The 12,446-nt window shown below is 66.8% G+C and carries 9 protein-coding genes and 1 pseudogene; 3 read left to right on the top strand and 7 right to left on the bottom strand.

Annotation, left to right across the window (positions count from 1 at the left end; genetic code table 11):
* Positions 1–298 precede the first annotated feature (298 nt).
* From RFM40_RS27960 to RFM40_RS27935, 6 genes are all read right to left on the bottom strand, one after another.
* Positions 299–2,104, bottom strand: coding sequence for an alpha/beta fold hydrolase (locus RFM40_RS27960; RefSeq protein WP_320229710.1), 1,806 nt, complete (start codon positions 2,102–2,104; stop codon positions 299–301).
* The gene (locus tag RFM40_RS27955) at positions 2,101–4,638 is read right to left on the bottom strand and encodes a glycoside hydrolase family 2 protein (RefSeq protein ID WP_320229709.1); all 2,538 of its coding nucleotides are present in this window, start codon (positions 4,636–4,638) and stop codon (positions 2,101–2,103) included. The genes RFM40_RS27960 and RFM40_RS27955 overlap by 4 nt, the downstream gene beginning before the upstream one ends.
* A 36-nt stretch (positions 4,639–4,674) precedes the next feature.
* The gene (locus RFM40_RS27950) at positions 4,675–5,673 is read right to left on the bottom strand and encodes a DUF1839 family protein (protein ID WP_320229708.1); all 999 of its coding nucleotides are present in this window, start codon (positions 5,671–5,673) and stop codon (positions 4,675–4,677) included.
* 1 nt (position 5,674) lies between these two features.
* Positions 5,675–6,598, bottom strand: a complete 924-nt coding sequence (locus RFM40_RS27945; RefSeq protein ID WP_320220884.1) for an amino acid--[acyl-carrier-protein] ligase — start codon at positions 6,596–6,598, stop codon at positions 5,675–5,677.
* A 1-nt stretch (position 6,599) separates the two neighbouring features.
* Complete coding sequence (locus tag RFM40_RS27940; RefSeq protein ID WP_320229744.1) at positions 6,600–7,739, bottom strand: acyl-CoA dehydrogenase family protein; 1,140 nt, start codon at positions 7,737–7,739, stop codon at positions 6,600–6,602.
* 70 nt (positions 7,740–7,809) lie between these two features.
* Complete coding sequence (locus RFM40_RS27935) at positions 7,810–8,055, bottom strand: acyl carrier protein (RefSeq protein WP_292338453.1); 246 nt, start codon at positions 8,053–8,055, stop codon at positions 7,810–7,812.
* A 450-nt stretch (positions 8,056–8,505) separates the two neighbouring features.
* On the opposite strand from RFM40_RS27935, the gene RFM40_RS27930 reads away from it, so the two are divergent.
* From RFM40_RS27930 to RFM40_RS27920, 3 genes are all read left to right on the top strand, one after another.
* Positions 8,506–11,166, top strand: coding sequence for an ATP-binding protein (locus tag RFM40_RS27930; protein ID WP_320229707.1), 2,661 nt, complete (start codon positions 8,506–8,508; stop codon positions 11,164–11,166).
* A gap of 144 nt (positions 11,167–11,310) precedes the next feature.
* On the top strand, positions 11,311–11,712 hold the full coding sequence (locus RFM40_RS27925; protein ID WP_320229706.1) for a hypothetical protein: 402 nt from the start codon (positions 11,311–11,313) through the stop codon (positions 11,710–11,712).
* Positions 11,713–11,819: 107 nt separating this feature from the next.
* Entirely contained in the window at positions 11,820–12,233 is a 414-nt protein-coding gene (locus RFM40_RS27920) for a c-type cytochrome (protein WP_320220887.1), read from the top strand.
* An 85-nt stretch (positions 12,234–12,318) separates the two neighbouring features.
* Here the strand turns inward: RFM40_RS27920 and RFM40_RS27915 are convergent.
* Positions 12,319–12,446: pseudogene (locus RFM40_RS27915) on the bottom strand (S-(hydroxymethyl)glutathione synthase); the annotation flags it as partial.

Raw genomic sequence — 12,446 nt, 5'->3', positions numbered from 1 at the left:
CTCGCGTGCTCGTATCGGGCAATTCGCTAGGACCATCCGGATTCGGCGTCGGTTTTTCACGCGTATCCCTCGGCGGCTTGTCCTTCGGATTGGGGTCGGATGGGTTTGGTTTGCGGACTTTTTCCCGTTGCGTTGATTTCGGCATCGTACAGGTTCCTTTCCCTGCACAACTTTGGAGAAAAGTTGTGGTTCCGCGTCAAGTCAGCAGGCGATCGGCCGTACTCTGCCCATCAGCGATTCCGCTATTATCCGTTTCCTCAGCCTGCGATACCGGGCAGCACTGCGCGCCTACAAGCGCCTAGGGCGCCAGGAAGGACGGGCTTGTCGTCGCGAGCAGGTTGTCGGAACGAACGTGGCCGTCACGCCTGACGCCGCCGTGATCGATCAGGCGGGCGATCATGGCGCGCCTTGCATGATGGGGTGTGAGCGTGTGGTCGGCGTTTGGCAGAGACACCCTGGTCACGCCTCGAATCCTGTCAAGCCGCTCTTCCTCCGGGCCGAAATGGCGGGCGATCTCCTTCAGGCTCAAGTCGCCTTCCGAGGTCACCAGGAGAACCCGCACGCCCCGGCCGCAAAGCTCACGCATCCAGCGTTCCACCCGCCGCTGTCCCGCCAGCGCGGCCGGATGCAGCATCGACAGCGTAGACTTGATCGCCTCCAGCCCGCGCCGGACGATCAGCCGGGCGTGGCGCGAAGCGATCCCGCGCCATGCCGGAGCGTCCGGGTCGGGGCTCTCCTCCATGACGGCGGCGTTCCGCGCGGACACGGCCTTGGAAGTCTCGTAAGTCTTCCAGACCGCCATCTCCAGCGCGTAGGAACTGTTCCAGGCGAAGCAGAGCGGGTTGATCATGGTCAGCGCGCATATCCGCCGGTCGGCCCGCGCGGCGTGAAAAGCCTGGAAAGCGCCGGCGCAGACGCCGACCAGACCGACAGAAGAATAGCCCGCTCGTTCCATCCAGTTGACCGCACGGCTGACATCATGGCGGGTACGCTCATCGTAGAGAAACAGGCGCCCTGGTTCGGTCTGACCGCTGAGGCCAAGTCCGGGCAGATCGATGCGCAGCGAAGGCAGCCCTTCCGCCGCGAGTTCTCGCGCCGCTTCCACGGTGCCACGCGCCCAGCCGACGTGCGGCACGCCGCCCGCATTGAGAAAGATCACCGGCTCGGCCGCAGTCTGGCGGCGGCGCGGCCGACAAAACACGCCGCAGATCTTTGGCTCCGGTCCGATCAGGACCGGCTCTTCCATATAGTGCGGACCGACCAGGACCTCCGAGGCGTCGCGTGGCCCCATTGCCGGCAACATGGCCTTTCCTGTGACCGCCTCGCCGGCGTGGCCGGCCATCCAAGTCGCACAACGATCGAGAGCGGCGGCCGGAATCCGGTTGGCGGTCGGGTCGCACATCAACAGAGGATAGCCGTCGAACTCGGCCGTGGTGATATCCCCGACGTTCGCCCTTTCTCCACGAATTTCGTCAGCGGCGAACGGCTTGCCGTTGGTAAGCACCAGCATCGGCAGGGATGGAAGGTCTGCTGCGGCCTTCCGCCAGTCGAGCGCCGCAAGCTCGGCCAGCGTCTCATGCGAAATCCGAAAGCCGGCCGCCTCGCGCCCCTCGGTGAAAGGCCCCTCGCCCGCCGAACGGCTGGCCAGCGGCGCGTCGATCATGCGCGACATGGCTGTGATCTCGCGGACATAGGCCTTGCCGGAGGACGGCGGGGCCAGCAGCATGAGACCGGCCACGTCGTTTCGTCCGGCCGCCGCCAGCGGCGCCAGCAGCGCGCCCAGCCGGAAGCCGACCAAAATGACGTCAGCCACGCCGCAATCCTGCTTCAGCCGGTCGATTGCGGCGCCGATGCTCGCCGTCCACGCACGCACCTGGCCGGGCGTCGAATGATCGCCGGCAGCGTTGCCGCAGCCAGGATAGTCGAACTGCAGCGTCGGCAGACCGCTTTCGGCCACCATGTCTGCGAGCAGCTTCAGGAAGCGCCGGCTGCACAGGTCCTCATGCCCATGCGCCCCGGCGATGACGACGCCACGGCTGCGCCCCACGGTGCCTTTGCCTTCATTGAGCCAGCCGATCGTGTCGGCGAAGACGATCCCCTTCATGCCATGCTCCTGGCGGGCTCGAACGGTCGTCTGATCTCTGCCCCGATTTCTGCATTGTCGGCTTGCGGCGCATCGTAGGCTATGTCGCGGTCGGCATTCAGCGCCGTCACGACGCCGGCCGGGATGGCCGAGGGCGGCCCGTCCAGGCAAATTTCCTTCTCCGCACCCGGCATCAGGTGGAAGCTATTCTCGCGCGGGAGGAACCGCTCGTCCTTGATGGCGACGTGATAAGCGGCGCGGTTGCAGGCGAGCCGCAGGCGCCAGCCGTCCTGTCCGCGCACCAATCGCGCCGACAGGCCGACATCGCGCCGCGCGATCATGACGCCGGGCAGCACGTGGAAGGCCTCGGCCAGGATCTCTCCGTCGCCGCCTTCAAGCCTCGCCACGGTTACCTCGTGACCGGCCGGACCGAAACGATAGGCATAAGACAGGTCGAAGAAGGCGCCGAGCAGCGAGAACGCCGGCAACGACCGAGCCGCGCGCGCCTGCACGGTGACCGGCTGGCGCGCCGTCACCACCGGGGTGACGCCATCGCGCAGGCACGCAAGCGACAGCGTCGCCTCGACGGCCTTTGCCCCATCATTGACGAGATGGATGCCGAGCCCGTTGACGCCCTCGTCGCTGAGCGTCAGCCTGAGCGGCGCAAAAGCGCGCCTGAGCGCATGCCAGACCGATTTCGGCCGTCCGGTGGAATCGACGACGCCCCACCCGGCGCCCGGGCGAAGGTCCTTCCAGAAGAACAGCAGCGCACCCGCCGTCGGCGAGGCTGGTCTGCGCCATTCGTCGATCGTGCGTTCAACCACCTCGGCGGTCACGGCGCGCGAGAGGTCGAGGTAGCGCGCCGGATCCTCCATGCGCAGCCGGCGCGCGTCGACGCCGAACAGCGTCTCCAGATAGTGCTCGCGCACGTCCTCGAAGTCCCATGACGCGCCCGCATCGCGCGGCACGCCGGCCTTCCAGCGCGGATCGTGGCCCGGCGGAACGGGTAGATGCCTGTCCAGCGTCGCCTGTTCCGGCACGTTGGCGAAGGCGAGGCACTCGCTGGCGAAACGCACCTCAGCGCGCCGCGCGTCCTCGAGCGGCCGGCAATAGGCGCCGACACCGTAATAATGCGTCGGGCCGCCATCCGCGGCAAAGGGCAAGCTGCCGCCGGAGGGCGACGAGGACACCAGCGCGAGCTCGGGCAGCATCTCCTGCGCGGCCGGACGCACGACCGCATCGAACCAGGGCGTCGGATCCATCGCCTCCGGCATGCCGAGCATCGCCGCCTGCTGCGCCACCTCGCTGCCGCCGCACAGCACCGCCAGCGACGGCGAATGTCGAAGCCGCTTCAGCAGGTTTTCCACCTCGCGCGCCAGCGCCGCCCGCCAGGTCTCGTCCTTCGCCGGATAATCGAAATTGGCGAGCATCAGATCTTGCCAGACGAGGATGCCCATCTCGTCGCATAACTCATGGAAGGCATCGCCCTCGTAGGTGAACGTGCCGCCGATCCGCAGCATGTTGACGCCGGCCTGGCGTACGAGATCGAGGTCGCGCTCGATCTCGTGCCGCTCGCATGGCAACCGCACAGGATCGGACGGCGTCCAGACGGCGCCGCGGCAGAAGACAGGCACACCGTTGACGACCAGGCGAAAATCGCGCCCGTCGGCGCCGCGATCGATCTCGATGCGGCGGAACCCGACCCGGCCCAGCCGGTGGCGCACCGCGCCGAGCGTCGCCGTCACTTCGTGCAGCGCCGGCTCGCCATGACTGTTCGGCCACCATGGGGCGACACCGGCGATGTCCAGTTCCGCCGTCAGCCGGGTGGGCCTCTCGACCTCGAGGCGCGTGCGCGCTCCGGCGCAGCTGACATGCGCCGTTTGCGCACCGTCGAAGGGCTCAGCAAGGGTGATCGCAACGGCAAGATGCCCGGTGGTTCCGTCGAGCTTGGCGCAAATGTCGGCATCGACGATGCGCTGCCCGCCATTTTCGCGGATCAGCTTGACCGGACGCCATGGCCCGACGACATCGAAGTTCGGACACCAGCCCGGCATGTGGCCGATCAATGTCGTGCGCACCAGCCGCAGCCGCTGGTCGTCGATCATGCGCGGACGCCAGCGGGCGCGCGGACCGGTCGCCGTCTCCAGATGACGGTCGAGGCTGCGCAGGGCGATGGCGAGTTGCTCGCCGCCCGAAAGCGTCACCGCAGCCTCATGGCGCTCGAACATCGAGGTCGAGGTGAACAGCAGCCGGCCGGCAAGCCAGACTTCGGCGATGGTCGCCAGACCCTCGAATACCAGCCGCACCGGACCGGTCGTGTCGAGCCTGCGGCTGTACCAGACATCGCGGTCGTGCAGCGGGGTCGGCTGCTTGCGGTCCCAGCGGCCATGTGCTTCCAGAGTGCCCGCCGCCGTGCCGGGGCAGGCAGCGTTCAGCCATTCGGCGTTTGCGTCGATATCGTCCGGCGAGGTCCAAGCGCCGGCCGCGGAGATGGCCATCCGCCAGCCCCGGTCCAACAATTCGGCCGCGTCGGCGCTCGACACCGTGGCGTCCATTCACACACCCCTGCCCAAACGCGCCCCGGCCGGCCCCTACGCCGCCTTGGAGGCGACACCCGCCACGCGGGCGTCCAGCACGTCCATCACCGTTTCGTAAGCCCGCGCCATCGGCGTGATTGCCTCGGCCAGCCCCTCGAACCGCTGCCGCGCCATGGCGCGGGCGAGCTTGAACTGCATGACCTTGGCGGCCTCGGCTATCTCGCCAGCGGCTTGCGCCGCCTCGGCCAGGCAGGTTTCGCCATGCTGCCCCAGCCATTCGAGATGACTGCCGAGGAGTTCGAAATTCGCGCCGACCTGCCGCAGCGTATTGAAGGCATAGGTATGGAAATAGTCCGGCGACCGGCTCGCCAACGTTTCGGCGTGACGGCCGAACGCAGCCGCATAGGCGGCGAGCGGATTGCGCTTCGGCCGCCGCTTGAGGTGATGCGCGAGCAGCGCCGCCGCGGTCCCGACCGCGTCACGGGCCGGACGCGTGGCGTCGAACTTCACGAATTCCGCGTAAGGAAACAGCGGCAAGCCGCCGGCCGGCACATCGTCCCATTGCCCGAAAATGCCGTCATAGTCTTCGCCCTCGAGCGCGAAGTAGCCGTCATTGTGGAAGTAGCGCATCTGCCGCCGCTCGGGATCGAGCGCGTTGATGCCGACCGTGGTCTTGGAATGGCCGTTGCGATAGGTGATGCCTTTGGTGTCGGGCAGGTAGAAGGCATCGACCTCGACAAGCGGCAGCCGGCCTAGTTCGACCTGGGCCAGCACATGCGTCTCCAGCCTGTCGAAGACCGCCAGTTCCTGGATGTCCAGCCCGGCCAGCCTCTGCAGATCGGCGGTCGGAAACTTGAAGAAGGTGAACTGATCGCCCTCGAAATCCTGCGCCACGGTGAAGCCGAGCGCCGCAACCGGATCGTGGTCGGTCGCGTGCAGAACCTCGATCAGGAGATCGACATAGCAGTTGGTCTGCGGCCAGCGCCGTTCCGGATCGTGCAGCCGGTGCGGCCGGTAGCTGGCCGGATCGATGCCGGCGATGGCGCTGCGCATGTCAGACGCCCCACAGCACGTCGCGAACCGCCGCCGGCCAGGCCGCGGCGTCCGGCCCGTGATGGCGGAACAGCGCCAGCGCCACGCGTTCCAGCCCGAAGCCGACGCAGGCCGAATGGCAGAGCTCCCCGTCGGCGAACGTAAGCCCCCAGGTTCGGCCAAAATGATCCTGATGATAATTGAAGCTCAGACAGGCGGTCGGCTTCTCGATGCTGGTCACCGGGATCAGCAGCTCGAATTTCAAGCCCTGGTCGCGCTGATTGTTGGCCATCATCTTGCCGCCGCGGCCGAAGAACGGATCATTGGCGAGATCGACCTCGCAAGGAAGCTCGAGCGACTCGATCATCGCCTTGCCACGCTTCAGCCAGCTTTCGCGGAACGAGCGCACCTGCTCGGCCGTGCCGATCTTGACGAATTCGCGCATGCGGAAGAGCTGCATGCGCGCCGGGTCCTTCGACGGCTCATGGCGGAAGCAATACGAGGAGAGTTCGAAAAGCAGGCCCTGCGCCGGCACCGGGCCGCGCGCGGCGACCGTGGGATAGAGCGGATAGCAGGCCGCCGGCGTCAGCGCGACATCCGTCGCCTTCTGCAGCTCCGTCCAGTCCCCGCCATCCGCCATCATGCCGAGCAGCTGCGCATGCTCGCGCTCGCCGCCCATGAAGGAGTGCACGCAGCCGGCAAGCTGCGGAAAGCTCTTCATGTAGCCGCTCTTCTCCAGCGTCGCGCGGCTCATGCCCGGCGGAAAATGGATCCGGGTGGCCTTGTCTGGCGCGCCGAGGCGGGTGACGAGACGCTCGAACCGCTCGATCACTTCCTCGAATGCGCCCGAACGGCCGTAGAGCCCGTCGATGCCGGATTCGAACAGGATGCCGTTCTCGAACAGGCTGTCGAGCAGCGACTTGGCATCGAAAGTCTTGGCGTCCATCTCAGTCTCCCAGGCCGGTGTCGAAGCGGCTCATCAGCATGAGCGTCGCGGTATTCGAAAGGATGCGGTCGTTGGAGATCATCACCGGCGCCGAGGTTACATCGCGCAGATGCCGACCGACGCTGAACGGGGTGCCGTTCTTGTAGCCGAGGATGCCGTTGACCAGCATGGCGAGACGCACCACCGCGCCCGCCTTCTCGCTGGCCGCGACCTTCAGCGCGTTGATCTCGGCGGCGAAGCCGATCGAAGACAGCGCGTCGTCGTCGCCTTTGGCCGCTTCAAAGCGGCGGATGGCGGCGGCCAGATGCCCTTTCATCTCCTGCAAAAGGGCGGCCGCCTCGGCGAGCCTCAGCGCGCCCGGCGGCATGGCGTCCGGCTGCTTGCGCGCCGCCGCCTTGACGAAGGCCTGTGCCCGGTTGAAGGCGTCGGCGGCGATGCCAAACCAGGTCGCCGCCCAGAAAATGTGCGAGCTGGCCAGCATCGACTGCGCCGCGATCTCGGAGAACGGCTTCGGAAATATCTGCGCCGCGTCACCCGTGGCGACCAGGTGAAAGCCGTCGGAGCAGGTGCCGCGCATGCCGAGCGTATCCCACACCGATGTACGGTCCAGTGAGCGGTTGGCATCGGCCGGGATCACTACCATTACCTGATCGGAGCTTGCCGCATCCGGATCGCGCCGCGCCGTGGCGAGGATGGCGTCGGCATAGTTGCCGTAGGAGATGACGGTGGCTTCCTTGGTTAGCGCGAAGCGCCCGCCGGCAACCTCGACCGCGCAGATCGAATTGCGCAAATTGCCGCCGATGCCGGCCTCCGTCGTCGCCGAAGCCATCAGCAGCTGCTCGTCGGCGATGTGCCGCATATAGGCCCGGTGCCAATCGCTGGCGCCGCCATGAGTGACGAAGCTCGACGTTTTGATCTGGTGCATTGCATAGATCATAGCGCTCGAGCCGCAGGCCTGGCCGAGCTGGACGATGAGATCGGCGATTTGCATCGTGCCGAGCCCCTCGCCGCCATGTTCGATCGGGATCGCCACGCCGAGCAGGCGCTCGCGCTTCAGCGCCTCGACCGTTTCGGCCGGGAAACGGCCTTCCTTGTCGACGGGATCGGCATGGCCGGCGGCGATCTCGGCGACGCGGCGCATGCGTTCGGTTGCGGCTTCCGGCGCTTCCGCGATCGAAGCGGCCTCGATTTTTCTCAACACGTTCATGGCGCTACGCCGCCTTGCGCGTCAGTTGCGAAACGGCGTCCGCGATGTTGGCGAGCGAAGAGAAGGTGCGCCGAGTCAGCATCGTCTCGGGGAATTCGATGTCGAACTCCTCTTCGAGCGCCAGCATCATCTGCACCGAGGCGAAGGACGTCAGTCCCGCGTCGTAGAGATTGGCGTCGTCGGCGAGCGCGCCGAAATTCACTGGAATCATCGGATGCTGCTCGAGCAGCGAGCGAATATGGTCAATCATGGATGGCCCACCCTGGTGCGTGTTCAGGCGGGAAACATCGCAGAGGCAGAGCAACCGTGACGTTAACGGCGCCGGGCAGTTTCAACCATGGCTAAGGATCGGTAACGGGCCGCGCTACAATTTAACGGGCATTCGCCGGCGATGTCTGCTTTCAGCCGGTCGAACAGCCGATCCCTAAGATCAAGATAAGGTGCACTGCGGCCAATCGGTTTCGGCGTCGGCCACTCGCAGTCGATTTGCGACGCCGGTATCGGGAAGTGATCGGGCCCGCCGGGATTCGGCCTTATTTTAAGCAATTCTAATGGAAAGCAAGCCTGGTTGGGATACACTCCCGGCTTGAAGCGCGTCGTGTTCGATCCGCCTTTTGTGAGGCGCTCCACTGTCTTGTTTCTAAGCATGTGGCAAACGCGGGGCATTCTTGGGCGACATGTTCTGGAAACGGTTGCGCCAATGCTGCTCGAGCGAGAGGGACCTCTCAAAACTTTGCTGGCAACCGCGACCGGTGCCGCCGAGGGTCGGGGCGGCATCGTGCTGCTCGAAGGCGAGGCCGGGATAGGCAAGACTGCGCTGCTGCAGGAATTCACCGAGCGCGCGGACGAAGGCTGTCGGGTGCTGTGGGGCTGGTGCGAGGCGCTTTTCACGCCCCGTCCGCTCGGGCCCCTGCAGGACATGGCGCGGGCGCTCGACCCCGAGGTCGCAACGCTGCTCGACCAGGGGGCCGCGCCCGAGCGGCTCTTTCCGGCGCTCCTCGATGCGCTTCAGCACAGGTTAGGAACCACAGTCCTCGTTTTCGAGGACGTGCACTGGGCCGACAATGCAACGCTCGATCTCATCCGATATCTCGGCCGTCGCATTTCCGTGCTTCGCGCGATGTTGGTGCTTAGTGCGCGCAGCGACGAACTTGTCGGCGACCATCCGCTCACGCATATAAAAGGCGACCTGCCCGCGGCATCGCTGACCCGCATCGCGCTGAAGCCGCTTTCACCCCAGGCGGTCACTGCACTGGCCGAACAGTCTGGCCGCGCCGGTGCCGATCTATACCAGATCACCGCTGGCAATCCGTTTTTCGTCTCCGAGCTTCTGGCGAGCAGGGAGGCGGAAGCGGGGCATGTTCCCGATTCCATCCGCGACGCCGTGTGGTCGCGGTTGTCGCGCCTGACGGACGGCGAGCGCGAGGTGCTGGAGATGATGAGCATAGAGCCGGGCAGCGTGGAGCCTTGGCTGATCCGCGCCCTTCTCGGCCCCGAGGTCGACGCTGTCGTGGACCGCTGCGTAGCTCGCGGATTGCTGCGGCGGGACGCTCTGGGGGCGCTGACCTTCCGCCACGAGCTTGCCAGGCAGGCGACACTCGAGCGGCTGTCGCCCAGCCTTCAGCGGTCGCTTCATGCCAAGGTGGAGGCAGCGATAGCAGGGCTTCCGGCGGCGCAGGCAAGCACCCAGCTCGCACGCCGGGTGCACCATGCCGCAGCCGCCGACAACGGCGCGCGCGTCCTCGAACTCGCGCCGCTGGCCGCGGCGCAGGCTGCGCGCCTGGGCGCGCATCGTGAAGCGGCCGCGCATCTGGCGACGGCGCTCAGATACATCGCGCAGTCGCCGCCGGCCGAGGCCGCCCAGCTCTACGAATCCTGGGCCTACGAGGCCGGACTGGCGCTGCAGGTCTATGACACGATCATCGAAGCGCGGCATCGCGCCATTCAGCTCTGGCGCGAGCTTGGGCGCCCCGACAAGGTCAGCCTCAACCTGCGCAACCTTTCCAGGCTGCATTGGCGCCGCGGCGAAGGCGAGCAGGCGGAGCATTTTGCCAACGAGGCGGTGCGCGAGGTGGAGAACCTGCCGCCCGGGCCGGAACTGGCGATGGCCTACAGCACCTGCTCGCAGTTGCACATGCTGCACTACCGCTTCGACGAGGCGATTGAGTGGGGCCTGCGCGCGATCACCCTGGCCGACCGGCTGGACGAGGTCGAAACCCGCGTCCATGCCTTGAACAATGTCGGCACCTCGCTTTTGTTCGACGACCGACCGGGCGGTCGCGAACGGATGGAGGAAAGCCTGGCGCTCGCGCTCGAGCACGGATTCCACGACCATGCGGCGCGAGCCTACACCAACTATGCCGAATATGCGGTAGTGTCCAAGGATTTCGCGCTCGCCGAGCGGCTGCTCTCCGAGGGCATCGTGTTCGCCGCCCGGCATGACCTCGATTCGCCGGCGCAGTATCTGCTCGGCCGGCAGGCGCAGCTTCGCATGGAACAGGGCCGCTTTCGCGACGCCGAGACCATAGCGCAGGGCGTGATGAAACTGGAACCCCTGCCGGTGGTCATGCACCTGCCGGCGCTCACCGTGCTTGGCAGGGTGCGCGTGCGGCTTGGCGAAGGAGGCGGCCCTGCCCTGTTGCAGCAGGCTCTGGAGGAGGGACTGCCGACCGGCGAACTGCAACGTATCGTGCCGGTCCGTATGGCGCTGACAGAGGCCGCCTGGCTTGCCGAGGACCGCGCGGCCGGACACGAGCAGCTGACGGCGCTGGCCGCGATGGACCTCGCCAATTTCCGCCCTTCCGACCTCGGCGAGCTGGCTGTCTGGTGGCGGCGATCCGGGATGAAGGAGCCGCTGCCGGCGCCGACCGCACGCATTCCATGGCGGCGCGCGGTCGAACTTGGCGGCGATCCGTCTGCGTCGGCCAAGGAATGGGAGCGCCTGGGCCTTCCCTACGAGGCGGCGCTTGCGCTGATGCAGGTGCGGGGCGCCGATGCCGCGATGGCATTGGCGAGCGCCGTGACAAGGCTGGAGGCGCTCGAGGCGCGCCCCGCCGCGATGCTGGCGCGCAAGCAGGCACAGCGGCTGGGCATCGCCGGCCGGCTGCCGAAGATGCGCCGGGGCCCGTACACGGCCGCCCGCCAGCACCCGCTCGGCCTGACGCAGCACGAGCAGCAGGTGCTCGCGCTGATCGCGGAGGGCAAGAGCAACAAGGAGGTCGCCCGGACCCTGTCGCGATCGCCGCGCACAGTCGAGCACCAGGTTTCGGCGGTGCTCGGCAAATTCAACGCCGCCAACCGGATGGAAGTGCTGCTCAGGCTGCGCGGAGAGCCGTGGCTGCTCTCCACCGCCGCACCGTGATCCCGCGAAATTAGGAAGGTGACAGCCGAAATTTGGGTGATCGTACCGATGTGCGCGAAGACGGCGGCGCGTAGGCTCAAGTCAGCTGATATCCCAGGCAGGGCGCCTGTCCGGGAGTTCGCTGAACCGAAGGGAGAGATAGCGATGACCAGACGTTTTAGCGCATTTGCATTTGCGCTGCTCGCTGCCACGGGTGGCGCGGCGGCATCGGAACTGGCACCGGGCAGCGGCCACAGCATCCAGCTCGGCAGCTTCAGCGGCGCCGTCTATTACACGGTCGAGCGGGACGGCTACCGGGTCGTCGCGACCATGGCGTCCGGGGCCGAGCAGCAGCCGGTCCGCGTCGTCTCCACGCTCGCGCCGGGCCAGCGCATGATGATCTCCGTGCCGCAGGCCGTCGGCCAACCGTCGATCGATTTCGAAATATTGCGCGACGGCAAGGCACTGCTCGTCAGCGACCCGAACTTCGTTCCGGCCACCGCCGCGGAGAACGACCTGACGCTGGATAGCGCGGAGCCGGTCAAGACGTCTGCCACCGCGCCCTGAATCGGGCTGGTTGGAACGTGCGGGGGTGCTCATTCTGTTGCACTGGGGCGAAGCAAAGAGCGAAGCGACGCAGCAGGCCCCCGCCGTCGCTATTGGATGACAGACAAATGGGTAGCTTGCCGCAGACGGTTGTCCTGGCTTCCGCTGTCCTGAGTCTCGCGGCCGGCGCAGGCGCGGCGGGGCAGGAAGCCGCCACTCCCGGAAAATTCTACAGGGTCGTCGACGGCAAGGCCGACGCGCGGACCTATGACGGTTTCAGGCGTTACCACGCGGGCTGCGACCGCTGCCACGGCCCTGACGGCGTGGGGTCGACCTTCGCGCCGTCCCTGGTCAGCCGACTGCCCGACATCGAAGCCTTCCGGCGCGCCGTGCTCAACGGCCGTGCCGACGGCGGCTCGGTGATGAAGGGGTTCGCCGGCGATCCCAACTTCGCACCCTATGTGGACGAGATCTATGCTTATCTGCAAGCCCGCACCGACGGCTCGCTCGGCCGCGGGCGGCCCGGCAGACTGCAGCCGTAGCAAGCCCTGGTGCTCCCGCATCAAGCCAGATCGATGGCGACGTCTTTCGGCGCGATTGCCACGCCCCCCGACGCGGCAATGCAGACTATGCCGCCAACGCTCCCGACTTCTTCGCCGTCCAGGTGGCGATGTAGTCCATCAGGCCCGGGTTGAGGCAGTCATAGGGTTCGAGCCCGATCGACTTGAGCTGGCCGCGGATGCCGGCCATGCGGC

Origin of the sequence: Mesorhizobium captivum, assembly GCF_033977165.1 — a bacterium.
Classification (GTDB): Bacteria; Pseudomonadota; Alphaproteobacteria; order Rhizobiales; family Rhizobiaceae; genus Mesorhizobium; species Mesorhizobium captivum.
This window is presented reverse-complemented; position numbering and strand designations above follow the sequence as displayed.

Bases quoted from the DNA above. Each gene is read 5' to 3' on its own strand.
- RFM40_RS27930 (WP_320229707.1), top strand. From the start codon at position 8,506: ATGCTGCTCGAGCGAGAGGGACCTCTCAAAACTTTGCTGGCAACCGCG.
- RFM40_RS27955 (WP_320229709.1), bottom strand. From the start codon at position 4,638: ATGGACGCCACGGTGTCGAGCGCCGACGCGGCCGAATTGTTGGACCGG.
- RFM40_RS27950 (WP_320229708.1), bottom strand. From the start codon at position 5,673: ATGCGCAGCGCCATCGCCGGCATCGATCCGGCCAGCTACCGGCCGCAC.
- RFM40_RS27960 (WP_320229710.1), bottom strand. From the start codon at position 2,104: ATGAAGGGGATCGTCTTCGCCGACACGATCGGCTGGCTCAATGAAGGC.
- RFM40_RS27935 (WP_292338453.1), bottom strand. From the start codon at position 8,055: ATGATTGACCATATTCGCTCGCTGCTCGAGCAGCATCCGATGATTCCA.
- RFM40_RS27925 (WP_320229706.1), top strand. From the start codon at position 11,311: ATGACCAGACGTTTTAGCGCATTTGCATTTGCGCTGCTCGCTGCCACG.
- RFM40_RS27945 (WP_320220884.1), bottom strand. From the start codon at position 6,598: ATGGACGCCAAGACTTTCGATGCCAAGTCGCTGCTCGACAGCCTGTTC.
- RFM40_RS27920 (WP_320220887.1), top strand. From the start codon at position 11,820: ATGGGTAGCTTGCCGCAGACGGTTGTCCTGGCTTCCGCTGTCCTGAGT.
- RFM40_RS27940 (WP_320229744.1), bottom strand. From the start codon at position 7,739: ATGCGCCGCGTCGCCGAGATCGCCGCCGGCCATGCCGATCCCGTCGAC.